General features: G+C 59.6%; 24 protein-coding genes and 1 pseudogene. 16 read left to right on the top strand and 9 right to left on the bottom strand.

Features of this window, described 5'->3' with window-relative positions:
* Nucleotides 1-104 precede the first annotated feature (104 nt).
* Complete coding sequence (locus tag TSA1_RS08640; protein WP_174718824.1) at nucleotides 105-2,117, top strand: ParB/RepB/Spo0J family partition protein; 2,013 nt, start codon at nucleotides 105-107, stop codon at nucleotides 2,115-2,117.
* A 264-nt stretch (nucleotides 2,118-2,381) separates the two neighbouring features.
* On the opposite strand, the gene TSA1_RS38790 is transcribed toward TSA1_RS08640, so the two are convergent.
* Nucleotides 2,382-2,561: a hypothetical protein gene (locus tag TSA1_RS38790; RefSeq protein ID WP_145984283.1), complete on the bottom strand. Its 180-nt coding sequence runs from the start codon at nucleotides 2,559-2,561 to the stop codon at nucleotides 2,382-2,384.
* Nucleotides 2,562-2,827: 266 nt separating this feature from the next.
* Here TSA1_RS38790 and TSA1_RS08635 point away from each other — a divergent pair, with 266 nt between their 5' ends.
* The gene (locus TSA1_RS08635) at nucleotides 2,828-3,139 is read left to right on the top strand and encodes a DUF736 domain-containing protein (protein WP_100181033.1); all 312 of its coding nucleotides are present in this window, start codon (nucleotides 2,828-2,830) and stop codon (nucleotides 3,137-3,139) included.
* A 717-nt stretch (nucleotides 3,140-3,856) separates the two neighbouring features.
* Nucleotides 3,857-4,129: pseudogene (locus TSA1_RS08630) on the top strand (DUF736 family protein); the annotation flags it as partial.
* 893 nt (nucleotides 4,130-5,022) lie between these two features.
* On the opposite strand, the gene TSA1_RS08625 reads toward TSA1_RS08630, so the two are convergent.
* From TSA1_RS08625 to TSA1_RS08615, 3 genes are all read right to left on the bottom strand, one after another.
* Nucleotides 5,023-5,295, bottom strand: a complete 273-nt coding sequence (locus TSA1_RS08625) for a hypothetical protein (RefSeq protein ID WP_100175984.1) — start codon at nucleotides 5,293-5,295, stop codon at nucleotides 5,023-5,025.
* A 124-nt stretch (nucleotides 5,296-5,419) separates the two neighbouring features.
* Nucleotides 5,420-6,145: an SOS response-associated peptidase gene (locus tag TSA1_RS08620; protein ID WP_100175983.1), complete on the bottom strand. Its 726-nt coding sequence runs from the start codon at nucleotides 6,143-6,145 to the stop codon at nucleotides 5,420-5,422.
* A 2-nt stretch (nucleotides 6,146-6,147) separates the two neighbouring features.
* Nucleotides 6,148-6,597 (bottom strand): hypothetical protein, encoded by a 450-nt coding sequence (locus TSA1_RS08615; protein WP_100175982.1) that lies wholly within the window; start codon nucleotides 6,595-6,597, stop codon nucleotides 6,148-6,150.
* Between the two features lie 561 nt (nucleotides 6,598-7,158).
* On the opposite strand from TSA1_RS08615, the gene ku reads away from it, so the two are divergent.
* Nucleotides 7,159-8,094, top strand: coding sequence for a non-homologous end joining protein Ku (ku, locus tag TSA1_RS08605; protein WP_100175981.1), 936 nt, complete (start codon nucleotides 7,159-7,161; stop codon nucleotides 8,092-8,094).
* Between the two features lie 7 nt (nucleotides 8,095-8,101).
* On the opposite strand, the gene TSA1_RS08600 is transcribed toward ku, so the two are convergent.
* A complete protein-coding gene (locus TSA1_RS08600; RefSeq protein ID WP_100175980.1) occupies nucleotides 8,102-8,338 on the bottom strand; it encodes a helix-turn-helix domain-containing protein in 237 nt (78 codons plus the stop codon).
* Between the two features lie 95 nt (nucleotides 8,339-8,433).
* On the opposite strand from TSA1_RS08600, the gene TSA1_RS39595 reads away from it, so the two are divergent.
* From TSA1_RS39595 to TSA1_RS08575, 5 genes are all read left to right on the top strand, one after another.
* A complete protein-coding gene (locus TSA1_RS39595) occupies nucleotides 8,434-8,889 on the top strand; it encodes a hypothetical protein (protein ID WP_174718823.1) in 456 nt (151 codons plus the stop codon).
* Nucleotides 8,890-9,382: 493 nt separating this feature from the next.
* A complete protein-coding gene (locus TSA1_RS08590; RefSeq protein ID WP_100175978.1) occupies nucleotides 9,383-10,681 on the top strand; it encodes a T6SS phospholipase effector Tle1-like catalytic domain-containing protein in 1,299 nt (432 codons plus the stop codon).
* 366 nt (nucleotides 10,682-11,047) lie between these two features.
* On the top strand, nucleotides 11,048-11,779 hold the full coding sequence (locus tag TSA1_RS08585) for a phosphatidylserine/phosphatidylglycerophosphate/cardiolipin synthase family protein (RefSeq protein ID WP_245448156.1): 732 nt from the start codon (nucleotides 11,048-11,050) through the stop codon (nucleotides 11,777-11,779).
* Nucleotides 11,779-11,976: a DUF2158 domain-containing protein gene (locus TSA1_RS08580; protein WP_100175977.1), complete on the top strand. Its 198-nt coding sequence runs from the start codon at nucleotides 11,779-11,781 to the stop codon at nucleotides 11,974-11,976. The genes TSA1_RS08585 and TSA1_RS08580 overlap by 1 nt, the downstream gene beginning before the upstream one ends.
* A gap of 48 nt (nucleotides 11,977-12,024) precedes the next feature.
* On the top strand, nucleotides 12,025-14,463 hold the full coding sequence (locus TSA1_RS08575) for a DUF4238 domain-containing protein (RefSeq protein WP_100175976.1): 2,439 nt from the start codon (nucleotides 12,025-12,027) through the stop codon (nucleotides 14,461-14,463).
* A gap of 440 nt (nucleotides 14,464-14,903) precedes the next feature.
* Here the strand turns inward: TSA1_RS08575 and TSA1_RS08570 are convergent, their stop codons facing one another.
* Complete coding sequence (locus tag TSA1_RS08570) at nucleotides 14,904-15,308, bottom strand: BP74-related protein (protein WP_145984282.1); 405 nt, start codon at nucleotides 15,306-15,308, stop codon at nucleotides 14,904-14,906.
* Nucleotides 15,309-15,639: 331 nt separating this feature from the next.
* Here TSA1_RS08570 and TSA1_RS08565 point away from each other — a divergent pair, with 331 nt between their 5' ends.
* The 3 genes from TSA1_RS08565 to TSA1_RS41110 all read left to right on the top strand — a co-directional run bounded on the left by TSA1_RS08565 (nucleotide 15,640) and on the right by TSA1_RS41110 (nucleotide 17,553).
* Nucleotides 15,640-16,164, top strand: coding sequence for a hypothetical protein (locus TSA1_RS08565; protein ID WP_100175974.1), 525 nt, complete (start codon nucleotides 15,640-15,642; stop codon nucleotides 16,162-16,164).
* Nucleotides 16,145-16,861 carry an AbiV family abortive infection protein gene (locus tag TSA1_RS08560; RefSeq protein WP_100175973.1) on the top strand — a complete coding sequence of 239 codons (717 nt, stop codon included), beginning with the start codon at nucleotides 16,145-16,147 and terminating at the stop codon, nucleotides 16,859-16,861. The genes TSA1_RS08565 and TSA1_RS08560 overlap by 20 nt, the downstream gene beginning before the upstream one ends.
* A 428-nt stretch (nucleotides 16,862-17,289) precedes the next feature.
* Nucleotides 17,290-17,553 carry a helix-turn-helix domain-containing protein gene (locus TSA1_RS41110; protein WP_100175972.1) on the top strand — a complete coding sequence of 88 codons (264 nt, stop codon included), beginning with the start codon at nucleotides 17,290-17,292 and terminating at the stop codon, nucleotides 17,551-17,553.
* A gap of 46 nt (nucleotides 17,554-17,599) precedes the next feature.
* On the opposite strand, the gene TSA1_RS08550 is transcribed toward TSA1_RS41110, so the two are convergent.
* Nucleotides 17,600-17,926: a nucleotidyltransferase family protein gene (locus TSA1_RS08550; RefSeq protein ID WP_100175971.1), complete on the bottom strand. Its 327-nt coding sequence runs from the start codon at nucleotides 17,924-17,926 to the stop codon at nucleotides 17,600-17,602.
* Between the two features lie 6 nt (nucleotides 17,927-17,932).
* Nucleotides 17,933-18,154, bottom strand: coding sequence for a hypothetical protein (locus TSA1_RS08545; protein WP_100175970.1), 222 nt, complete (start codon nucleotides 18,152-18,154; stop codon nucleotides 17,933-17,935).
* Nucleotides 18,155-18,843: 689 nt separating this feature from the next.
* Between TSA1_RS08545 and TSA1_RS08540 the strand changes: the two genes are divergently transcribed.
* The 4 genes from TSA1_RS08540 (at nucleotide 18,844) to TSA1_RS08525 (ending at nucleotide 21,975) form a co-directional block, all read left to right on the top strand.
* Nucleotides 18,844-19,266, top strand: a complete 423-nt coding sequence (locus tag TSA1_RS08540) for a hypothetical protein (RefSeq protein WP_100175969.1) — start codon at nucleotides 18,844-18,846, stop codon at nucleotides 19,264-19,266.
* A 123-nt stretch (nucleotides 19,267-19,389) separates the two neighbouring features.
* Complete coding sequence (gene htpG / locus TSA1_RS08535; protein ID WP_100175968.1) at nucleotides 19,390-21,267, top strand: molecular chaperone HtpG; 1,878 nt, start codon at nucleotides 19,390-19,392, stop codon at nucleotides 21,265-21,267.
* 128 nt (nucleotides 21,268-21,395) lie between these two features.
* Nucleotides 21,396-21,677: a DUF3551 domain-containing protein gene (locus tag TSA1_RS08530; RefSeq protein WP_100175967.1), complete on the top strand. Its 282-nt coding sequence runs from the start codon at nucleotides 21,396-21,398 to the stop codon at nucleotides 21,675-21,677.
* A gap of 7 nt (nucleotides 21,678-21,684) precedes the next feature.
* The gene (locus tag TSA1_RS08525) at nucleotides 21,685-21,975 is read left to right on the top strand and encodes a DUF3551 domain-containing protein (RefSeq protein ID WP_100175966.1); all 291 of its coding nucleotides are present in this window, start codon (nucleotides 21,685-21,687) and stop codon (nucleotides 21,973-21,975) included.
* A gap of 45 nt (nucleotides 21,976-22,020) precedes the next feature.
* On the opposite strand, the gene TSA1_RS08520 is transcribed toward TSA1_RS08525, so the two are convergent.
* Nucleotides 22,021-23,001: a Bug family tripartite tricarboxylate transporter substrate binding protein gene (locus TSA1_RS08520; RefSeq protein ID WP_100181031.1), complete on the bottom strand. Its 981-nt coding sequence runs from the start codon at nucleotides 22,999-23,001 to the stop codon at nucleotides 22,021-22,023.
* Nucleotides 23,002-23,038: the final 37 nt, after the last annotated feature.

Raw genomic sequence — 23,038 nt, 5'->3', positions numbered from 1 at the left:
CCGCTCGGGTCGCCCTGGCACTTGCTACCCCCGGTCTCGCCGACGGGCAGGGGTGCAGGCGCGGAGTGCGCGCTGCACCCATGGAAGCAAAAGGAAGAATGATCATGTCGGCTAAATCAGTTGAAATCGTTCCTGCGAGCGGGACGGAGGTTCTCATTCCGCTCAACAAGCTGAAGAAGTCCCCGAACAATGCGCGCAAGACGCCACATAGCGAGGCGGCGATCGAGGCCTGCGCGGCGAGTATCGCCACGAAAGGCATCTTGCAAAATCTGGTGGTACAGCCGGAATTGGACGGAGAGGGAACGGCCACGGGGTTCTATCTCGTGACCGTCGGCGAGGGCAGGCGGCTTGCCCAGCTTTTGCGGGTCAAGCGGAAGGAGATCAGGAAGACCGAGCCGATCCGCTGCGTTATCGACACCGCGAATGACCCCCACGAGATCAGCCTGGACGAGAACGTCACCCGGGAAAACATGCATCCCGCCGACCAGTTCGAGGCGTTCCGGAAGCTCGCAGACGAGCGGGGTTTCGGTGCGGAGGAGATCGCCGCGCGCTTCGGGGTGACGCCGCATGTGGTGCGGCAACGCCTTCGGTTGGGTGCGGTTTCTCCCAAACTGATCCAACTGTATCGCGAGGGCGATCTGACCCTTGAGCAGTTGATGGCCTTTGCCATCACCGACGATCAGGCGCGGCAGGAAGGCGTCTATGAGCGCCTGTCCTACGACCGCGATGCCAGCACCATCCGCCGTCTGCTCACCGAAACTCATGTCGCGGCAACGGATCGACGCGCACGATTTGTCGGACTCGAGGCCTATATCGAGGCAGGCGGTACGGTCCTGCGCGACCTCTTCACCGAGGATCGCGGCGGCTATCTGGAGGACGTGGCACTGCTCGATTTGCTGGTGACGGCACGGCTTGGCCGGGAGGCGGATGGGTTGCGGGCGGCCGAGGGATGGAAGTGGACGGAGCCCCACCTCGACTTCCCGCATGCTCACGGCATGCGTCGGGCCTACCCGCATCCGGTCGAGCTTTCGGCGGAAGATCAGACCGCCCTTCAGGCCGTTCAAACCGAGTTCGACGAGCTGACCGAACAGCATCAAACGGCCGAGGAACTGCCTGACGAGGTGGATGCCCGTTTCGGTGAACTGGAGACTCAGATCGAGCAGTTTGAGGCGAAACGGCTGGCTTACGATCCCGGTGATGTCGTGCGCGGCGGCGCGTTCGTGATCCTTAATCACGACGGCACTGTCCGGATCGAACGCGGCTTCATCCGCCCCGAGGACGAGAAATCCCACGCGGAAGCGGGGCAGGAAGGCGACGGACAAGCATCGGATGAGGAGGGTGGCGGGGACGATCAAGCCACGCGTGATGGTGAAGCAGAGGAGGAAGAAAACGAGGAAGAAGAGGAGGAACAACGGCTGTCCGATACGCTCATTCGTGACCTCACCGCGCATCGCACCTTGGGGCTGCGTCTCAATCTGAGTGAGCAGCCAGACGTCGCCATCGTGGCGGCCACCCACGCGCTCGCCGCGCAAATCTTCTATATCGGGGCCAACGCCCATGTGGCCGGCATTCAACCGGTCAAGATGGATTTGGCCACGCATGCGCCCGGAATCGAGGACACCCCGGCTGGAAAAGAATGGTCGGATCGCCATGCCAATTGGGTGAGGCAAATCCCCCGGGACGTCGCCGGGCTGTGGGAATTCGTGGCCGAACTCGATCACGATAGTCGCATGGCGCTGTTCGCACATTGCACAGCATTGACGGTCAATGCGGTCAAATTGCCATTTGACCTCCGGCCGCGCGCCTTGGCGGCGGCCAGCCGTTTGGCCGGAGCCGTCGCCCTCGACATGACCGGATACTGGCGGCCGACGGTGCAGAGCTATCTCGGCCGGGTCACCAAGGCGGGCATCCTTGAGGCCGTCCGCGAAGGCGTCAGCGCGGAAGCCGCCGAACGCATCTCGGGTATGAAGAAGGCCGAGATGGCAGCTGCCGCCGAGCAGCTGCTGGCGCCAACCGGCTGGCTGCCGTCTTTGCTGCGGACGGCCTGGACGGCAGCTCAGGTCGGTGCGCCAGACGGGGCGCAGGGATATGATTTTTGTTCACAAGCTGCTGAGTAAGAGGTGAGCCGGGGTCGCAACGTCGGCCCCGGCACGCATCAAATTCCGGCCGCGCCCCTGACGGCTTGCGGCCGGTTCGGTCGAAGCAAAGTGGCGACCACCCGCGCTAGTTCCTTTCTCAAATGAGGGCCATGATCCGATCGATCCGCGCCGTTTGCCGCACCCGGGGTGGATGTCTTGCATCTTCTTTTGCAGGGACGAAGCGATCAGGCCGGGGGCTTTGATCGTGTCCGGACTGCATGTTGCGGCAGCGCAATCGGGCGATCAATTCTGGCCGGAGCCGTCGTTTGCTGATGCGAAAATGCGGTCGGGTTCGCTTGGTTTGTCCGGTCGTCGTTCTTGCGCTTGATGGGCAGACGTTGGCTTTCTTTCTGATCGATCCCGCCGTTTTCCAATGCTGTGATGGGCGGTGGCAGCCATGATCATCGCCGTCAGTTCGGTCATGGGCTCGCGTCCAACGCCCCCTCGATTGGCTGATCAGGCCCGAGGGACGGCAAGAGCCTCGATCGCCTTCCCGCAACAGCTCACGCCTGCTTTTTTCCCCTGCCGCCAAGCGGCGGCATTCCTCGCGCAAGACAAAAAAGCAGGCTTTCGCCGTCCTCCGCTGGCGCTGCGGGCCTTCCGGCTGCGGGCCGATCGCTCCCCGGGCCAAGGATCGCTATCGAGGTTGCGATAGGCGCGGCCCGAACAACAGACAGACGGAGATGACCATGGCGACCATCGGCACTTTCACCGCTTCGGACAACGGCTACACCGGCTCGATCAAGACGCTGACGCTGAACATCAAGGCCAAGTTCACGATGTCCGAAAAGGACAATGACAAGGCTCCCGACTACCGGATTCTCGCAGGGAGCATCGAGTTCGGCGCCGCCTGGAAGAAGACGGTTCGCGACAGCGACCGCGAATATCTCTCGGTCAAGCTCGACGATCCGAGCTTCCCGGCTCCGATCTACGCCTCGCTGGTCAAGGTCGAAGGCGAGGCGGATTTCAGCCTGATCTGGTCGCGCCGCAGCGGCGACTGATCGCTTCGGATCAACGGCCCCGCCTCCTCGGAGGCGGGGTTTTTTTGCGATTTCTGCGCCGCTTTGAAGAATGGCAGAACGGGCATTTTCTTCTTCAAAGACAGGCGCGCCCCTGGGGATTTGCGGTCCACTTCACGCACGTTTTGCGGTTAGAGGTGCGGATTTCGACAAGCTTTTTGGCTTCATTTTCGTTGGGCGGTTCGCGAGCTCAATAGCCGTGTGAGCGGCCGACTGAGTGCGGTGCATTCGACTTATTGGCCGGCACCAGGACCAGGTCTCAGATGTGAAACCGGGCCGCTGTCGAAGCAAAGTAATCTGGTCTGGTCGCGAGAAGCTCGAGGTGATGCTTACGTCGAAGCGTTGCCCAAAGCGCTGCTTTGCACGGTGACCGGTGCCTTGCGGCAAGGCGTAGCTCCTCCGCCCGAAGGGGCGATTCCCTGCTTGTGGCGCTACGACCTATGGCAGCCGTCCCCCATCCGAAACCCTCGCACGCTGCCTTTTTTCCCCGCCGGCAGGCCGGCTCCTCGCGGCCGCTTCGCTGCAAGAAAGGAGCGGGCTCGGGTGCGCCGCTGCGCTTCGCCCCAGGGGTTCGGATGCGGGCCGGCTGCCATGACGGTCTCGCCATCGCAGGGCATCGGCGCCTTGTGGCAACGAAGGAGACAGACCATGACCGCGATCGGATTCGTGACCCGCACAACTTAGGGCGGCTTCAGGGGCCAGCTCAAATTGCTGCCAGTCTGCGCCGACATCGACATCGTGCCGAACCGCGACAAGTCCGCCGATACTTCGCCGGACTTCCGCATCTTCGCCCAAGGGCTCGAGGTCGGATCCGGTCGGATTTTGCGTGGAGAGAGCCGCGGGACAGACTACGTCAGCCTGTCGCTTGCATCACCTGGCCTCGGGGGCCGCAAGCTCTGCGCCAACCTTGGTCGGACGGTAGGTCTCGGCGGTGAAGGCAGCTTCTTCCTGATCTGGAATCCTGTCGACTAGGTCAAAATGTTCGGGCTCCCGCGCATTGCGTGGGAGCCATTTTTCGTCTTCGGGATAGCATGCTTGGAATATCGCCGATGGGTACGGGAGAGCCCTCAACTGGGCTCCCTGTGGGAGTGCGGGCTGGTTGAGCAGCCTGCGAGACGTCTCATTCTGGTCGAAGAAAATCCACTCGCTCGGAGTGAAATTGTGTCTTGAGACGGACGGTTGTTCGATGGTCTTTTCTAAGCATTCCGATGAAGAAAATCGCTCCATCGGCATTGGAATTTGTGCCAATCCATGGACACCTGAGAGGCTTGAATTGATGGCTTGGACGCGTGCCGAGCGCTCGATTTTAGTGCGACAATAGCGCGCTGATCGCATACGGGCGATGCCTTCGGCCCGCGCTCTACTCGTCGCTTCGCTCCTCACCGAGCCACCCTACGGGTGTCTCGGCCCTTCGGGTAACGATCGCTATCGCAAACGAGCGCAAAGCAAAAAGAGTAGTGGGAGTGAGGGCAAGATAAAAGCACTGTCGCCCAAACGTGCCTAAGTCGTTGTCTGCACATCCAAGATTTGGCGCTCTGAGCGTACTCGATGTCGCCAAATTCGACCTAACGCGATGGCGGACTTGCGCAATTGCGTCTGCGTTTCCTCGGCTTCACATATTGCCGGCACTTTGCACGCCCGATGCGAGCCGCGCTAGCGATCAACGACGAATCCGATTTAGAGGGGGGCGCGCGTTGTCTGCACTGCGCTATGTTCGCCGCTCCGGGGCATGCGTGAGAACACGCCGCGCGAACTATACGCCAAGGCCGATCGCATCGGCGCCGGAGCTTGCTGAGCGTACAATCGCGCGGGAAGACCGTGCCGAGCTGTCATGTCCTAAGATTTGCGGTCGGCTTGTCGCAACCTTAGACGATCTCCTCCGTCGGGCACTCCGGGCATGTATCGCCGATCGATTCCAGAACTTCGGCGATCGCAACCGCGGCGGCCTCCGGAGAATACCCCTCCGGTGGATCCTGCCGCGCCACATCGAACGCACGCACGTGGGCATGCGGGTCACCGCGATCCTGCATCCAGCCGTGCTCCCCGCACTCCCTGATGGCTCCGGCCTCGTTGAGGACCGAAACGGCCCAGCCGCGCAGCGTGCGGATCGCAGGTCGTCTTTCCCTAAACGTCAGCATGAATTCGCTCCACCGAGACGAATCCTCGTCTCTCGCCCTCGTTCCGGGCGGTTACCACAGGGCAGGGATTCGAAATCGCCGGCACTGGATCTTGTCCACGTGTTCCGCCCTCTTGTGCACAACACTAGGCCGCGGCCGGGTCTTCCTTCTCGCCGGTCGCCACGATCTTCAGCGCGCCGTCCGGGAGCGGCCGCTGCAGCGCCTTTGCCTCGTCCCAAGGCGCGCGCATCCAGGTGTCGTGTTCTTCGGCCGTTGTGAGGATGACCGGCATCGCCTTCGGGTGGACGCGTTTCACTTCCGCGTTGGGATCACAGGTCAGGAACCCAAATACATCGGCCGTGACCTCGCCTTCCTTTGCCTTTCGCACAGACGTCCAGTTCGTCCAGATTCCACCAAAGGCCAGCAGGGGGCGGCTCTCATCTGGGGAGAACCATACAGGGACCTTCTTTCCATCGATGGTGTCGTACTCGCTGAAGCTGGTGAAGGGGACCAGGCAGCGATTGTCCGGCTCGAGCCACCGCTTCCAGTGGCTGCTCTTCGTATTGCGGATGTTTGTTGTCCCGGAGTCTGGCTCCATTCGGAGCAGCTCCTTGAAGTCGACCTGCTTGCCCTTGGCCTCGAGCTTTTCCGCTCGCTTCTTCGTGGCGTCCATCAAAGCCTTCGAGGACGAAGGCATTCCCCACCGCGCCATCACGACCTCGCGTCCGTCTGCGGCGTTGCGGACGATGGGCGCGGGATAGTCGGGAAAGATGCCCGGCATGCTTGGCAAGTTGCCGACGCGGCTGTTCAAGGCTCCGAACAACTGACGTATTGCATCGACGTTCTTGGTCATCGAGTAGAGATTGCACATCGTCACGTCTCTGAAACAGCAGGGCGGGGTCGGCGCACGAGCTGAAGCAGCGTCGCCAGAGGACGGCGTCCCGCCTTAGCACATTTGTTGCACCGGAGCCTGCCGGCCAGGTCATGGACAAAGGTTGTGGAGGCGTGCGGCAAAATAGCGAGATCGACGTCACGCCGGGTCTTGCAGCGGGAGCATTGGATCTCCACCCAAGGATAGCCACCGTTGATCGCCTGATCGATCGCCGGCGAAGGATCGACCGGCTCGCCATTCGCCCACATGCGCTCGTTCCAGCTCTCACACAGGAGGCGATCCGCCTGTTCGATCAGTGCTTCACCCTTGGCGCGAGCCGCTGTGGACTGCTCGGCCAGGATGGTGGTCATCGCGCGTGCCTTGCCGAGCTCCTTGCCAAGCGCCTTCCGGTCGCCGCCGGAGAGCGGCGTCGGGTGATGCTTCGGAGCCATTCGGGGTGACGCAGGTGATCGTTCAAACGGGCCCGAAGGCCGGCCAGCAACCGTCCTCCTCGTGGCGGCCGGTTCGGTTCTGGCATGTGTTGTCCAACAATCGTTGCCCGACCTCCTTCCAGCTCGCCTGCTGTCCGTAGAGATGGACGGCGTCCACTTTCTGGATCTCAACAATGCGCTCGCACCTGCGGCAGGAAACTCGCAGGACGTGCTGCGGCATCTCGCAGAGGCGCTGGACGGGGCTCGAAATTCCCGAGGCCGCTGTCTGGTCTTGGGCGTCGAGGAGGGCACGCCAGTATTCATCCGGCATGTCGCCTTGGGGGCGAGCGAACGCTCCCTCGCGGCTTCCTTCCCCGTTGAGGCGGCTAGCTTTTCCATCTGTTTCGGGGTGGGCATTCGCCAACTCGCAGGTCGATCGTTCATGATGGAATCAGAACATAAGGAGAACACAAGTCGAGTCCGACTAAAGGAGGCAGGCAGGTTTATTTGCCCCGACATTGTCGGAACCAGCAGCTTTCGATCGTCTTGAGTCCGAGCCGTCCAACATGGAGTTCTGCGTACATGGCCCCCCGCGCCAACTGGAAAGGCTTCCTGCGTCTGTCCCTCGTGACTTGTCCCGTGGCGCTTTACCCAGCGACTTCTGAGTCCGAGAAGATCTCCTTCAATCAGCTCAATCGGCAGACGGGCCACCGCATCAAGTACATCAAGGTGGATCAAGACACGGGCGATGAGGTGCCCAACGAAGACATCGTCAAGGGATATGAGCTGGAGAAAGGGCAGTTCATCGAGGTGACGAAGGAGGAGCTCGAAGAGATCGCGTTGGAATCGACCCGAACGATCGAAATCGATGAGTTCGTCGACAAGTCAGAGATCGACCCGCGCTACCTGATCCGACCCTATTACCTTCGTCCGGACGGCAAGGTCGGCCACGACGCCTTCGCGGTGATCCGCGAGACCATCCGCGAAATGAACAAGGTCGCCATCGGCCGCGTCGTCCTGACCAATCGCGAGCACATCATTGCGCTTGAGCCAATGGACAAAGGGCTGGTGGGAACGTTGCTGCGTTACCCCTATGAGGTCCGCAGCGAGCAGGAGTACTTCGACGAAATCCAGGACATCAAAGTCACCAAAGACATGCTGGATCTCGCCAGGCACATCGTGAACCAGAAGGCAGGTACATTCGATCCCGAGAAGTTTGAGGACCATTACGAAAGCGCCCTGGTAGAACTGATCAACCAGAAACGCGCCGGCAAGATGATCCGCCCCAAGGAGCGGCCAAAGGGTGAGAACGTCGTTGATCTGATGGAGGCGCTACGACAGAGCGTCGGGAGAGAGAAGTCGACGGAGACTGCAAATACTCCGAAGAAGTCGACTAAGAAGCCGCGCAAGGCCGCAAGCGGTCAGAAGGAAATGCTGATGCCATTTGCCGGCAAGAAGCAGGCAAAGGAGGCAGGTGCAAAAAAGCAACCGGCAAGGTCGCAGCGTCGGTCTGCCTAGCTTGCCCCTAACGCTTATTGAGTTTCCGAACGACCTCGGCGGGGTCAAAGCCAATGGCTCGCCCCAACTCGATCAGCTCAACGACGTCTATTCGACGTTGGCCAGATTCAAGATGGGTTACCCAGGATTGGTAGACCCCAAGTTTGTTGGCGAGATCAATCTGACGGAGTCCCGCACCCTTTCTTAGCTCGACCAACATCGCGGCGAGCTTCTTTTGAATGGGCGAAGTAACCGTCTTGGGCATCTAGCCTCCGAAAGGGGGCCAGACACATAGAACGACTTTTCAGATACCGATAAATTAGGTATTTGTGGGAAGGGGACGTTGACGGAGTTAAGGTATTGGCTCTTGCTGCTCGACAAGCAATTGAACCCTTTGCCGAACGCGTGTGCCTCGGAAATGCGCGAACGGCGGATGATCTTTATCGGTTTGGATACAGAGACAGTGAGACCAGGACCGTTGTCGCCGCGATTGAAATTCCTGCTGGGCTGCTAGAAGAAGCAATTTCATCCAACTTGACGTCGTCGTGCAGACTTACCCCGGACGGCAATCTGATTTCTGAGTCATTGTTTGAATACGGTAACGCTTCGGCCGCAATGTCGATTTCCCCAATGCCGCTCGACCAACTCATCCGAGCAACTCTTGCCCCTCAAAATCTACATATGGAGGAAGCAACTATCTCGAATTTGAGAACTATGCTTCAAAGACTGGAAGAAGCGACAAGCGTTGTAAGAGAAACGTTGGCTCGCTATGTTCAGGATGAAGAGTCAAAGTACGGCGGGTGTGCAGTCGAGTAGCGACCTCCTATCGCATCCTCGCCAAAAGAAAGCCCCATCGGCTTGGCGATCGAGCTCCATCGCCGAGCTAATCAGCTCCGCTTGGTAAGTCTTGGTGAAGATGAACTTGAAGTGAGCTGCTGCCGGTTTGATAGACGTCAGGATTTGGTGTTTCATGAAGCCGGCCACTCGGCTTTGAAAGCCACGCTGAGACCCCTAGGACGACCAAGAGTGTTCCGGTCCCTGGCAGCTAATTTGCGGTTCTTCCTCTCCCTCCTTCGGCTCAGAACTGCGGCCGTAAGGTTGGCGGTTGCGGCGGCCTTCAACCCGAGGGTCTCGAAACAGCATCGCCATCGATGTCCGAACGGTCCCATGGGCCGATAAGGGATCCAGCTCGCAAAAGTAGCGTGGAATCCAAATAAACGCATCACGTGCATATTGCCATCAAACAGACTACCTTCGCGGCTTGGGTCGATTCGCTTCTGCTCGGGGCGGATATCGCGGGGGCATCATCATGAAAACAGCTTGGCGGATATTCGAGCGTTTCGCGCACTGGATTGGCCTATTGATAGCCATCGTGGCCATTGTCGCGGTTGGGGTGATCATTGGTCGACCCGCAGAGAAGAGTGGCTACCAGCCAAACTTTGCAAACTTAGAGCAGCAGCAAAAGCGCCTCGTGGTCTTCTTCGACGGCACCTGGAACAGCGTCGATAGCAACACAAATGTATGGCGCATGCGGGCGCTGTGCGCAGCGAAGAGCAAAGATGGAAAATCCCAGCTCGTTTACTATTCCGTTGGTGTCAACGGGTTCTTAGGCGGAGTATTCGGCCAAGGGCTCGATGATAACATTCGTCTCGCTTACGAATGGCTCATTGAAAACTACAACGACGGGGATGAAATCTTCATTTTCGGATTTAGCCGGGGAGCCTTCACGGCTAGAAGCTTTGCGGGATTGATCGCCATTGATGGCATTCTGAAAGCTGGAGCGCCGATTGGCGTGGCTGAGTTGTTTGAGCGCTATAAGAAAGGAAACGAAGAAAGCATCTGGGATTTAAGGGACAAGGAGGCGGCTGGGGAAGCAAGCAAGATGACGCAGCAGGAGAGATGGCTGCTCAAATACTCATTGCCGACAAAAATAAAGGTCGTCGGAGTTTGGGACACGGTAGGGTCAGTGGGATTGGCCGCTGGGGATATTCCCGGCATTAGCCGTTCTTCGTTTGACTATCTGCAAACCGGACTTCGCATCCACATCCTGAACGGCTATCATGCTCTTGCTATCGATGAGCACCGCAAAGACTTTGCCCCGACGCTATGGGACGTTCATCATAAAGACCCGAAGAATCTTTCGCAGGTCCGCCCGCTCTCGGGTGTGGAGCAGCGGTGGTTCGTGGGCGCTCACGCAAACGTTGGGGGAGGCTACGAGACAGATCTGCTTGCGCAAGCACCGCTGCACTGGATGATGAAGAAGGCCGAATCCCAAGGGCTTTCGTTCCGTTCCGAGGTGGACCTTGATGGCGATGATATGACAGGAAAAATTGCTGATTCGTATAAGTCGTTTGGATCGGGAGTCTACGCTTGGATTTTTCCGCCGCTTTATCGCACCATTGGCCAAGAGCCCGACATTCGAGACGATGGAAGTCACGTTAATGTAAATGAGACGATAGATGCCAACGTGTTCAAGCGGTGGCGCGCCGACCCCACGTATCGTCCGGCCAATCTTGTTGAGTGGGCGCAGCGCAAGAAAGTTGATCCGGCTCAGTTCCAGACTTCCGTGCGCGCTGACGATCCTCGCGTTGGCGTATCGGACCCATAAAGGTCGAGGCGGAGGGCATCGAGTTGTATCCTGGTTACCCTATATCGCTCTAGGATGCCCGCGACATAGCCAACCAGCCCAGACGTCCTCGCCGGAGCACCAAAGCGTGCGGTAGGGAGACGGCCGTCCTTCTGCCCTGACGGCGTATCCGCAGGCTCAGGGAAAGCGTCATAGGAACGCTCGACATATGCCGCTCCGAGCTCGACACTGGATTCAAGAGTGGCGCTATGCTGCAATTTTTTTTGATGCAGCGCCGCATACGAAGTTCGTGACCTGTGAATAGCGGTACGAAGTTCCACTATCTCCAGTAGGGCCGCGATCGATATGTCACCGTTGGTGATCCACCGATTCGTGTCAGAGAGCAGCATGGCCTCCGAACTATCGACTGAAGAGCTCTATCGCCGCATCGGTCGAATTATCGAAGAGTGTCCTTCATTCGTAGGCATCGAGGATTTATCACCCGAGCAATTGACGTGGCTTGGTCGCGCCGAAGCGCTAATAGCTGCGAGTGGCGATATGCTTATCCAAGCCGAATTTGCCACCGCTAGGTCATCCCTCTCTCGTTCGACGATGCGCCGATCCGGTTTTCAAAACTTAATGATGGCGCTCTATCGAGCCTTGGCCAAGGCGGAGTTAGCGGCGCCTGCTTCGGCTCAGGGTGCATTCATTCCGGTCGGTGGCAGCTTCGATTCTTACGCCGCACTGTCGAAGGTGTTCTCGCACGCCACCTCTGATATTCTGCTCGTCGATCCGTACATGGACGACTCTGTCCTTCTCGAGTTCGGCGGCGCAGTGCCGGAGACGGCGACGCTTAGATTGCTGTCTGATCAAGCGACGGCAAAACCGTCCCTTGAGCCAGCTGCAAAGCGATGGAAGGCGCAGTACCCAACCCGCGGACTCCAGGTCCGCTTGGCTCCAGCCAGGACGCTGCACGATCGCGCTATCCTGATCGATCGGAAAGATGCTTGGACTGTCACCCAGTCTCTCAAAGATCTGGCGAAAAGATCGCCTGCAGAAATTGTGCGCGCAAGTGATATCGCTGCACTGAAGATAGCAGCCTATGAGCAAATTTGGACTGCAGCTGGAGTGCTGGTTTGATGGCCGATGAAGAAATTAAGGTGGGCAGCGTCGTCCAACTGAAGTCTGGTGGCCCGCACATGACGGTAAGTCAAATCGGTCAGGGGCAATATGATGATTACGTTAGCGCTTGGTGCGACTGGTTCGTTCAAGACAAGCCGCCGTGGAAACAAGAACACGGCGTCTTTCCAATGACGTCCCTGAAGTTGATTGGGTAGGGCAAAAGGACCAGCCAGGTCGCTGCTTGTACCCAGCAAACGCTAAAAATGTTGCCTACCAGAGACAATCACTATGTCCCGCGTTGGTATCAGGCCGGCTTCTTCGAGCCAGGCCGCAACACGCTCGCCTATCTCGATCTTAAGCCGCCTCAGAAGACACTCGATGATGGCCGAGTCATCACCGGCAATTCCCTGATCCATTGGCCAACCTCCCGGTGCTTTCAACAGAAAGATCTCTATTCGACCTTCTTCGGCACCATCGTCAGTGACGAGATCGAGCGCAAATTGTTTGGTGATCTCGATGCCAAAGGCGCGCAGGCTGTGCGTGCGTTTTGCAAGGATGATCAGGGCGGATGGCATCAGCATTTCCAAACGCTGTTCCAGTATATCGACGCGCAGAAAATCCGTACGCCGAAAGGCTTGGATTGGCTGCAGGCGCAGTATCCCGCGCTCACACAGAATGATCTAATGTTTGAGATGCAGGGCATTCGTTCGATGCACTGCACGATCTGGGCCGAAGGGGTGCGCGAAATCGCGTCCGCAGAAGACTCTGATATCAAGTTCATTATCAGCGATCATCCGGTCACCATTTACAATCACGCCGTCCCGCCGGCAGGCGCGCTCTGCGCCTATCCGCTCGATCCGTCGACGGCCTTGAAGGCGTCGCAAACCATCTTCCCTCTCTCGCGCGATTTCTGTCTGATCCTCACAAATCTCGAATATGCGCAGAAACCAGATGTAAATCCGCTGGAGAAGCGGACCTTTGCTCGCAACTACCGCCAATCAATGGTGCGGACCGACGCCTTCATCCATTCGCGTAAGCTCGCCGCGTCCGACGTTGCGCGCATCAACCGCATCATCCGGGCGAGAGCCCGCCGCTTTATTGCCGCCGGTCGTAAAGAGTGGCTGCACCCGGACGAGACCGAAGATTGGCGTGAGTGCCGCCATACGCTTTTGCCGCCAGAAAACGAGCTCTTCCACTATGGTGGCGAGATGTACGTGAAGTACGAAGGCGGTCATGTCCACTATCAGGATGCGTTTGGCAGGACCGAACAGGAACGCGACTACCTGAAGAAGCCTGTATCGGCCAAGCCGTTGCGGCCCAACGATATCTGCGGGTGCGGCTCTGGGCGACGCTTCAAGGATTGTTGTGCGTCCAAACCGCCTACGCTGCGACCGACCTGGACAGAGCGCAGCATTCGCGAACGCAACATCATGTTTTCCAACGCGCTTCAGAAAGTGCTCGGTACCGCAAAAAACGAGAAAGACTGGGTCACGATCCGACGTGAGATGACCGATGAGAAGATCGCGAAGATTTATTCGATGTACGAAGGCCTGTGGCCGGAAGAGACCGACCTTCTGAAACTCCTGCCGAAGCCCGACGGTATGCCTCGCGCGGTCTACACCGGAGCAATACACCCCGATGCCATAGGGGAGTATGCGCTTGGCGCGTCGCTTTATTTTGGAGAGTTGATCATCCAGCACCCCTTCGTGAATGCGCGCACGCTACAGCCCAAATATAACCCGGTCAAAACCCCGAGCGCCTATCGCCAAGAGGTGCTGAAATCGATCGCTTTCCTTTACACGGTCATGCCGTTGGTTGATCTCGGTTTGGTCAATCTGATCCCCGATCCGTGTGACTTTGATATGCATCTGCGCCAGCAGATGTTGTACATGGCGCGATCCCGATCCGCCGGCGTCGACCCCAAGATCTATGAAGACGATCGGACCAGGGCTTTAATGAGGGAAGACACCCAGCGTGGCCTTATGTCGATGCCGCAGCGTGTTCTGCTGTCGCAGATGAAGAAGGCCTTTCCTGACAAGAGCGAAGCCGAACGCGAGGACCTTTTGCAGGCAATGCTTCGGCTTCAGGAACAGGATCCGCTCGCTGTTCTCCAGCAAGAGCCGTTTGAGAGCGGCAAAGTTGGCGGCAGCCTCGGTACGGCAAAGTTGGCACCGAATTTCGAGATGGCCATGTATCTGGCCCAGGCCACAGGCGCCAGTATCGTCACCGATAGCCCTGCGCGTTGGCAAGAGATGCTCATGGCTGCCGCTCGGACTGGACGAATACCAACAGTGGCGCTACCAGAGCTCGCCCGCGCCATGCGTCAGTCCAGCTTCGCGTTTCCGCAAACCTCTTCTGACATTGCCCGATTATCATTCGACGATACGTTTGCCACCTATCGGCAAATCATGCGCGACACGTTCAAATATGTGACGAAACTCTCCGATCAGAGCCGCAAGCCGAATGTGGAGCAGGGGCTCGCGAGCCGCTTTACGCGCATGCAGGCCCGCGCGCAGCAGGTTTTGCAGAAAGCGAATATTCCGCTTGAGCAAGCACGAATGATCGGGATGCTGTTCGAGGGTGGAATTCAGGACAACACCGTCAATCGTCTGCTCTTGATGTCCAGTTCAGAGAACCATCTGCCAAATGTGCCGATGGTCTTTCATATTGAGCCCGGCAAGGTGGCCGGCAGCAAAAACTAGGTAATTGTGGAGACGCGATCATCTGAATCTTCTTCAAATCGGCATCTAATCGTTGTGAATGATTGATAATGTGGCTTCAAATGGCTCCTTGCGCCAATTGGGCAGGGTCTCGACTTCACCATCATGACGACGACACGACCAGCTTGAGCGTGAGCTGGAATAGCTAAGGTGCAAGCCGAGGGAACAATTCTGTCCGCCCGGGCTGATGCTCGGTCCGAAAGGCACCAATAGAGGCGAAATGCTCCCCGACCCTTCATTTCATCTCGTAACCCTTTGAAATCACAGCAGATGCGAACGCCCTCTGAGCGCACCATAAACCCACGGACCTCCGAAGGGGCCGACCTCCAGGTGTCGGTGCTGGACGGGATAGCCGCGATGAGCGATGAGCGGCGGAAGCGAGGCCGGTCGGTCAAGGTCGACACGGCAGTGAGAGCGTTCGTTTAGGGGCGAACGGGAATCTCCGATTCCAATTCCGAAGACCATGGGCACCAGAATGACTTCGGCAAGAAGCTTCCTCCGACCTCGTCTAGATGCTGTTCTACGTAGGTGACATTGGCGTCGCAGACTTCGATCTGCATCTCGAACAGTCCGACCGTTTCCGGTACGAGGTGAAACGACCATTCCGGATTATACGCAGCCTTGTGCGGATCGACGACGCCGGACACGTGCCGCTTCGGGCTCGACCGATTGGCGAGCGCGGCACGCATTTCGTCAATGGCGGCGCGGCCGCGGACTTCGAAGGTGAAGTGCTTCACCTCCTTGTTGGGGGCGATCTGTCGGAAGGCGAAATGCGCGATGTCGGGAGAAGGCTGCTGAGCCCAAGCTGTGCCGCCGAAGGCGAGCAATGACGCGACCAGCCATCCAGCGACCGATACATGTATCATCTGCGGCTTCCTATCGATCCTTATGCGTTTCGTCGGCTAGGCGGCAGTAGTAAACATAACCGTGTTATTGTACGGCACTCAAGCGTCGGCGAGCTCCAAGCGTCTAGAGGGGGCAATAATGTGGTTCGACCAACTGTCGGGAAAGTCATGGGCTGGGCTTTGGTCGGGTTACGTCGTGTGCGGAGGAGAGTGTCTGGGCATTCGAGGGGTCGATACCCCGTGTCCGGCATGCGGAGCTCCTCCATTCGACGTCTCGCCTCAGACACTGACGATAGAGGGCGTCGATATTACCTTGCCGTGTGCCTTCGCCGGCGCGGAGGGGCGCTTTGAGGACTACATTTATCTGCAGATGCTCCAGCGCGAGTGGGAACGCCCGGCCGGCGAGTTCGAAATGTTCGGCCATTTCGCCGATGCGGAACGCCCGTCGGCCCGGGCTGCGCTCGTTCTGCTGTTCTGGGGGTACTTCGAGACGCGGATCGAGCGACTTCACCGAACTGCAATGCGCAAACTTCCGCAGCGCGTCCTGGAAGATGGACTTCGCCGCTACAACGGAATCGGATCGCGCCTCCACGGCCTGTACAAGATATTTTTCGGTACGACCTACTTCGACGATCTCCGCGCGCGAGGATTCCCCGCAGTGGCCGAGCTACTTATCGACATCCACGAGCGTAGAAACGAATTCGCTCATGGAAAGCCGCAGGCGATCAACGATGCGACGGTGCAGGCCCTTGTCGAAAACCTCAAAGCCGAACATGAATCGTGGATCGCGGTATTCAACGCCCGGGTAGCTTCCCAAAATGGCCGATGCACTTCCTGAGATCGACCGTGAGCTGTCGAGCGTTATCGCCCGCGGCGCCGAAAAAACGTTCGACAACGCGGAAAGGCTCTACTTCGAGGCCGAGCTCTTGGCGAAGGTCGGGGCGACGGCGAGAGCGCTCTGTCTGCACCAGATATCGCTTGAAGAGTGCTCGAAGATTGAGAGCATGGGCGCCTGGGCGACCGCGTTGGTATCTGGCGCCGACGTCGACCAGAAGGGAGTCCTCAATGCTTTGCGACAGCACGCCTCAAAGAACAGGACCAATGCATACATGATGGAAGGCTCGCAAGCGGAGAAGGATGCCAAGGCGAATGGCGACTGGGAGGCCATGCACGACGAGTTCAAGAAGTTTCAGAAGGCCTTCCACGAGATGTCTAACGACGCGAAGAACGCATCTCTCTACGTAGACTGGGTGGAAGGTGAGTTCATATCGCCGAGCGAGCGGATCACACAGGAAATGTTGGGGGAGATCGTCACCCGCAATCAGATGTTCCTGGGAATCGCGCAAAACGGTCTGAAGATGCTCCAGCGTCTAGATAAGTCTCCGGCGGACCTGCAGGACCTACTCGTCCAATTCATGGATGCAGCAAAGCAGAAGCGCGTGGAGATGCCCGACGATCCGGTGGCAGCAGGCAGTGAACTCGTTCAGGCGTTCTTGGATGCCGGATTGAAGAGACTTAGAGAAAAACGCGAGTGAACTGCTTGAACGAAAAGCGCACGTATCTGGTGCGGTTTCTGGTGCAGCGGCTGCGCAGCCGGCAACGAGAACGACGTAAGCTATTGATCACGTTGGTGGGCCCGGCAGGACTCGAACCTGCAACCAGACCGTTATGAGCGGTCTGGTTGATGCGACCTAACAAAATCCGTGCCTCTCTCGCACTCGCGGATTGGAGAGCAGGCAGGCGGTTTATAACGCTGCTCACGCCTTATTGAACTGTTTCACCACACGCGTCGAAACTTGCCAGAGCTTGACTTACACATGGCGGAACTCGCTGGAAATTGCCGTACATCTGTCCGCGGAAATTTCAGGGCCGTTGAAGTCGCGTCACTGTTGCGCTTTGTATCATCTGATCTGTCCCCCAGCGCGCTGTAACCAAGCGGCTGCTTTCGTGTCCAGGAGAACCGATGACGGATGACGCACTTGGCGATGGACGGACACCGCGTAGAAGCCTCTTGTCGTCTGTGAACGATCACAGAGGGAAGGTAGTCCCTTTTCGCGAGCGACTCAGCTGCACGGTGGACGAAGCTTGCGTGGTAACCGGCTTAGGACGCACAAAGGTTTATGAATTGATAGGATCTGGCCGGCTTGTCACGACAACAGTCGGGCGCCGACGCCTGGTGACCGTGCGATCCCTTCTCGAACTGGTGGACACAAGTAGTTCGGCATGACGTTAACTTGCGAATTCGGTCCATGCGTTGGGCGACACGGGGCGAGCTAGACTTCCTCTCTCCGCCACAAGCAAATTCCCGTCGCGCGAATCTCCGCCTCCATCTCGAAGCCGGTGCCGGTCGCCACCAGGCTAACCGGCCAATCAACTGCGCTTCGGAGCTGCTCTTTCCAATCATCGAAAGACTCAACGAAATTTGCGAGCGCCCAGTTGTCCTTACCAGAGGGCGGCGTCATCTTGAGTGCGATATCGATGTCGCTATCTGGGCGAGCGGTCTCTTTTGCACGACTGCCAAAGAGCCAAAGCTCGTGAATGCTTTCGTTGCTGGTGGCCCAGGTCTTTAGCGCGGCAATCCAGTCCTCGCGCATGTTCATTTTGATCTAGCCGGACTTTCGACCGAAGAGCCTGTTCGCCAGATCAGTCGACCTACTGGCTTGGCCGGCAAAGACGGACAAGTAGCCGCGCACCTTGCCATCTTCCGAAAGGATTCTATCGCCATCGATGCGGTAAACTTCGCCGGTCGCACCGATCAACTTGCCGTCTTTTACCGATGCAATTGCTTCACCGGTCTCAGGATGCAGGATAACGCCATAGGCTTCCATTTGGGGTAGCTCCTCAGACTTAGACGTCCTCTCTTCGATTGCTGGGCGGTACCATTGGCGGCTGCGGTTCGGTCGGCGTGAAGGTTACCGTGTTCATGCTGAGCGCGATGCTGCCGGCGCTGGTTGAGAGAGAACTGCCGGCTGTGATGGCGACCTGAGCCACCTTCTGCACAGGCACAGGAAGGTGGTCCAGATGGCTACCAGCAGCGTAAGCGCTAAAGGCTGCACTAAGAATGACGCCAGTGCACGGGGTTCCACATAGCTTTCTGATCAACATGTCGGACGCTCGAATCGGGGGGCTGTCGACCCAAGAATACGTCCACGCATGCTAGGTGGTGTCACAGGAGTGTGAGGCGCGTGCGTCTTTCGGTGCTGGCCACCTTACGCACAAGCACCAAGGTGGGGCGGATGGTGGGGCGGAAACCTAAAACCGTGAGAAAACCGCAGAAAAAAGTAAGGCGCGACTGGCATCACCACAGTCGCGCCCTACGTCGCCGGCTTATGGGGCAGGGGGGAATAGCCGGCTGTTGAGACGACTCCTGTCTGCGCGAGTCGTTCCGCGGCCTGCGAAATATTTTTGGGGGCTGCCGCCCTTGCCACACACGGTTAAGTGATCGTAACGGCCGAGAACCCCCGGTCCTCCGCCCGCGTTGTTCCCGCGATCGCCATGGGGCGAGGGACCGACAGCCATGTCACAGATTCACAAGGCATTTTTAGGCGCCGCCGCGATTGCGGCAACGCTCGGTGCGGTGCAATTGGCCTCCGGCCACGATCTGGCCGACCGCTGGCAGGCGGTCGCCGATGTGCCCAGTCACAGCTTGAGCTACGCGCCAAGCCATAACGTCAATCGTGCCGGCAAGGCTGACCGCCTTGCCGAGCTCAAGCAGGCCGCGGTTCCCACTCGCACCGTCTCGATGCGGCTGAACGACCTCGCCGACACCTCGGTGCTGCTGCGGGTCCCCGCGGTGATCGAGACCGGCAACGCCAAGCCGCCGGTCCTGCTCCAGAACCAGAACAAGGTGCGCACCAGACCGACCATCGCCTGTGAGCCGATGGTCAGCTCGCTGACCGAGGTCGCAAAGCTGCTCCAACCCGGCCGTTGCGTGACCTGATCTGCGGGCCCCGCCGGGCCAGGCCTCCTTCCGCCGAAGGACTACTGTTCACGTCCACTTGATCCTTCGTCCGCTCGCGTTATATCCCGGGTTTCTTCCCCTTCGTTTTGACCGGGTAAACGCATGACGACGTCAGACACGGCTGTGCATACGCAGCCCTTCCAGGCCGAGGTTTCCGAGCTTCTGCACCTGATGGTGCACTCCGTCTATTCGGAGACCGATATCTTCCTGCGCGAGCTCGTCTCCAACGCCTCTGACGCCTGCGACAAGCTGCGCTACGAGGCGATCGCCACCCCTTCGCTGCTCGGCGAGGGCGACGCGCTCAAGATCCGTATCATCCCGAACAAGACGGCCAATACGCTCACGATCGCCGACAACGGCATCGGCATGGAGCGGCAGGAGCTGATCGACCATCTCGGCACCATTGCCCGCTCCGGCACCAAGGCGTTCGTGTCGAAGCTGAAGGAGGCCAAGGACGGCCTCGGCCTGATCGGCCAGTTCGGCGTCGGCTTCTATTCCGCCTTCATGGTCGCCGAGAAGATCGTCGTGATCAGCCGCCGCGCCGGCGAGAGCGACGTCTGGACCTGGGCGTCCCAAGGCGGCTCCGGCTTCGAGATCGCCCGTGCCAGCGACGAGGAAGCAGCGCGCGTAGCGCGTGGCACCGAGATCGTCCTGCACCTGAAGGACGATGCCAAGAAATATCTCGAGACTTTCGAGATCGAGCGCATCGTCGGGGCCTATTCCGACAACATCCTGTTTCCCATCGAGCTGGTGCCGGAAGAGGGCGAGCCGCGCCAGATCAATTCGGCGAGCGCGCTGTGGCAGCGCTCGAAATCCGAGCTGACGGCGGACGACTACAAGAAGGCCTATCAGCAGATCGCCTCCGCCTTCGACGATCCCGCGATGACGCTGCATTATCGCGCCGAGGGCCGCTATTCCTACGCCGTGCTGCTGTTCGCGCCCTCGACCAAGCCGTTCGACCTGTTCGAGCCGAACCGCAAGGGCCGGGTGAAGCTCTACGTCCGCCGTGTCTTCATCACCGACGATGCCGACCTGCTGCCGGGCTATCTTCGCTTCATCCGCGGCGTCGTCGACAGCGAGGATCTCCCGCTCAACATTTCGCGCGAGATGCTGCAGAACAATCCGCAGCTGGCGCAGATCCGCAAGGCCGTGGCGACCCGGGTCGTGTCGGAGCTCGAAAGCCTCGCGGAGAAGGATCCGGAGAATTTCGCCAAGATCTGGGATGCCTTCGGTGCGGTGCTCAAGGAAGGCATTTACGAGGATTTCGAGCGGCGCGAAAAGCTGCTGGCGCTGTCGCGTTTCACCACGACGTCGGGCGAGAAGCGGTCGCTGAAGCAGGTCATCGCCGACTTCAAGCCGAACCAGACCGAGATCTATTACCTCGTCGGCGACAGCATCGAGCGGCTGAAATCCAATCCGCGGCTGGAGGCCGCGACCGCGCGCGGCATCGAGGTGCTGCTGCTGTCCGATCCGGTCGACGCCTTCTGGACCTCCATGCCCTCGGAGTTCGAGGGCAAGCCGCTGAAGTCGCTGAGCCAGGGCGATCTCAATCTCGACCTGATCCCGCGCGTCGACGACAAGGACGAGGCCAAGAAGGACGAGCCCGCGGCCGACGAAGCGGCCACCATCGCCGTGATCAAGGCTGCGCTCGGCGAGCGCGTCAGCGACGTCAAGGCTTCGACGCGCCTGACCAGCTCCGCCTCCTGCCTCGTCGCCGACAGCCAGGGCCCGAGCCGTGAGCTCGAGCGCATCCTGTCGCAGCAGAACCGCGGCATGCGCACCAAGCCGATCCTCGAGATCAATCTGCGCCATCCGCTGGTCACGGCGGTCACCAGGGCGCAGGCCGGCTCGAACACGGTCGACGACCTCAGCCTGCTCCTGCTCGAGCAGGCGCAGATCCTGGACGGCGAGCTGCCGGAAGACCCGGCGGCGTTTGCGGCGCGGCTGAACCGGCTGGTGCTGCAAGGGCTCGGCGCCTAGCGCCGCTGCCTGCTGCTCTCACCTTGCCGTCATCTGTCCCTTGGAACAGTCGCCTCCGGCCTGATGTTATGCCATAGCAGGCCGTCGGCATCAGACCCGACGACGCCGTCGATTCGAGGATTACGTCCATGCGCTTGCCGATTTTGACCCTCACCGCGATTGCCACGCTGTTCGTTGCGAGCGGTGCCAGCGCCCAGACCTATGATCCGCGCTACCCGGTGTGCATGCACGTCTATATGCCCGGCGGCTTCGGTGGCGGCGGCGGCGACTATTTCGATTGCTCCTTCACCTCGCTGCCGCAGTGCCGCGCGACCGCCTCGGGCCGCTCGGCCAGCTGTGACGTCAACCCCTATTACGCCTTCGACGAGCCGCCGCCGCCCCCGCGCAAGCGTCACAAGAAGGTGCATTAGACTTCCGATGCGGCGTACCGGAATACTGTCCCTCCGCCTCTCGTCCGGCCTGATCCTTGTGGCCGGATTGCTCGCGAGCGCGCCGTCGCAGGCGCAGACCTTCGATCCGCGTTATCCTGTCTGCATGCACGTCTATTCCGGTGCGAACGGCGGTGGCGGGGAGTGGTACGACTGCTCCTTCACCTCTCTGCCGCAATGTCGCGCCACGGCCTCCGGCCGTTCCGCGATCTGCGATCCCAATCCGTATTATCCGGTCCAGGCGCCGCCGCAGCGCTTGCGTCACGTGCATCGCGGTTAGCACCGGACGGACCGGCGCTTCCGTGTTTCGCGTGCGGTGTTGCCGCTAATCTTTCCTGATCCCCGACAGCTCGACCACCTTGCGCCAGCGATCGGTCTCGGCGGTCAGCAGGCCGCCGAACTCACCGGCGTTGCCGTGCAGAGGGATTGCGCCGAGCTCGGCGACGCGGGCCTTGATGCCGGAATCGGACAGCGCAGCGTCGATCTCGCGATTGAGCAGGTCAATGATTTCGCGCGGCGTGTCGTGCGGGGCGCCGACGCCGTAGAACGATGACGTCTCGTAGCCGGGCAGCGTGTCCGCGATCGGCGGCACGTCCGGCAAAATCTCCGAGCGCTCGCGCGTGGTGACGCCGAGCGCGCGCAGCTTTCCCGCTCGCACCAGCTCGAACGACGAGGTGACGTTGTCGAACATGCCGTGGATATGGCCGCTCATCACGTCGGTCAGGCCCGGCGCCGAGCCGCGATAGGGCACATGGGTGAACTGCACGCCGGCCAGCGACTTGAACAATTCGCCGGACAGATGCAGCGAGGTGCCGATGCCGGAGGAAGCGATCGATATCTTGCCGGGATTGGCCTTGGCGTAGGCGATGAAGTCGGCGACGGTCTTCACAGGAAGGTCGTTGTTAACGACCAGCACCAGCGGAATTCGCGCGACGCCGGCGACCGGCGCGATGCTCTTGGCGAAATCATACGGCAGCGCCGGATCGAACGAGGCGTTGATCGCGTTCGCGGTCGAGGTCAGCAGCAGGGTGTAGCCGTCGGGCGCCGAGGAGATCACGGCCTGCGTCCCGATATTGCTGCCGGCACCGGGCTTGTTCTCGACCACGAAGGTCTGGCCGAGCCGGTCGGACAGCCGCTGGCAAATTAGCCGCGACAGCACGTCGGTCGCACCGCCCGGAGCATAAGGCACCACCCATTTTACGCTGTGCGAGGGATAGGAGGGGTTGCCGAGGGCAAAAGCGCGAGGCGCGGCGAGCGCGGCTGCGGCACAGGCGGCGGTCTGAAGGAAATGTCGTCTGGTGATCATGGTCTGCATCCCATTCTCGCTTTGCTATCGCAAGAAT

Source organism: Bradyrhizobium nitroreducens, from assembly GCF_002776695.1.
In the GTDB taxonomy this organism is placed as follows: Bacteria; Pseudomonadota; Alphaproteobacteria; order Rhizobiales; family Xanthobacteraceae; genus Bradyrhizobium; species Bradyrhizobium nitroreducens.
This window is presented reverse-complemented; position numbering and strand designations above follow the sequence as displayed.

Excerpts from the sequence above, each read along its gene's own strand:
- TSA1_RS08640 (WP_174718824.1), top strand. The coding sequence starts at position 105 with ATGTCGGCTAAATCAGTTGAAATCGTTCCTGCGAGCGGGACGGAGGTT.
- TSA1_RS38790 (WP_145984283.1), bottom strand. The coding sequence starts at position 2,561 with ATGACCGAACTGACGGCGATGATCATGGCTGCCACCGCCCATCACAGC.
- TSA1_RS08635 (WP_100181033.1), top strand. The coding sequence starts at position 2,828 with ATGGCGACCATCGGCACTTTCACCGCTTCGGACAACGGCTACACCGGC.
- TSA1_RS08625 (WP_100175984.1), bottom strand. The coding sequence starts at position 5,295 with ATGCTGACGTTTAGGGAAAGACGACCTGCGATCCGCACGCTGCGCGGC.
- TSA1_RS08620 (WP_100175983.1), bottom strand. The coding sequence starts at position 6,145 with ATGTGCAATCTCTACTCGATGACCAAGAACGTCGATGCAATACGTCAG.
- TSA1_RS08615 (WP_100175982.1), bottom strand. The coding sequence starts at position 6,597 with ATGGCTCCGAAGCATCACCCGACGCCGCTCTCCGGCGGCGACCGGAAG.
- ku (WP_100175981.1), top strand. The coding sequence starts at position 7,159 with ATGGCCCCCCGCGCCAACTGGAAAGGCTTCCTGCGTCTGTCCCTCGTG.
- TSA1_RS08600 (WP_100175980.1), bottom strand. The coding sequence starts at position 8,338 with ATGCCCAAGACGGTTACTTCGCCCATTCAAAAGAAGCTCGCCGCGATG.
- TSA1_RS08590 (WP_100175978.1), top strand. The coding sequence starts at position 9,383 with ATGAAAACAGCTTGGCGGATATTCGAGCGTTTCGCGCACTGGATTGGC.
- TSA1_RS08585 (WP_245448156.1), top strand. The coding sequence starts at position 11,048 with ATGGCCTCCGAACTATCGACTGAAGAGCTCTATCGCCGCATCGGTCGA.
- TSA1_RS08580 (WP_100175977.1), top strand. The coding sequence starts at position 11,779 with ATGGCCGATGAAGAAATTAAGGTGGGCAGCGTCGTCCAACTGAAGTCT.
- TSA1_RS08575 (WP_100175976.1), top strand. The coding sequence starts at position 12,025 with ATGTTGCCTACCAGAGACAATCACTATGTCCCGCGTTGGTATCAGGCC.
- TSA1_RS08560 (WP_100175973.1), top strand. The coding sequence starts at position 16,145 with ATGGCCGATGCACTTCCTGAGATCGACCGTGAGCTGTCGAGCGTTATC.
- TSA1_RS41110 (WP_100175972.1), top strand. The coding sequence starts at position 17,290 with ATGACGGATGACGCACTTGGCGATGGACGGACACCGCGTAGAAGCCTC.
- TSA1_RS08550 (WP_100175971.1), bottom strand. The coding sequence starts at position 17,926 with ATGAACATGCGCGAGGACTGGATTGCCGCGCTAAAGACCTGGGCCACC.
- TSA1_RS08545 (WP_100175970.1), bottom strand. The coding sequence starts at position 18,154 with ATGGAAGCCTATGGCGTTATCCTGCATCCTGAGACCGGTGAAGCAATT.
- TSA1_RS08540 (WP_100175969.1), top strand. The coding sequence starts at position 18,844 with ATGTCACAGATTCACAAGGCATTTTTAGGCGCCGCCGCGATTGCGGCA.
- htpG (WP_100175968.1), top strand. The coding sequence starts at position 19,390 with ATGACGACGTCAGACACGGCTGTGCATACGCAGCCCTTCCAGGCCGAG.
- TSA1_RS08530 (WP_100175967.1), top strand. The coding sequence starts at position 21,396 with ATGCGCTTGCCGATTTTGACCCTCACCGCGATTGCCACGCTGTTCGTT.
- TSA1_RS08525 (WP_100175966.1), top strand. The coding sequence starts at position 21,685 with ATGCGGCGTACCGGAATACTGTCCCTCCGCCTCTCGTCCGGCCTGATC.
- TSA1_RS08520 (WP_100181031.1), bottom strand. The coding sequence starts at position 23,001 with ATGATCACCAGACGACATTTCCTTCAGACCGCCGCCTGTGCCGCAGCC.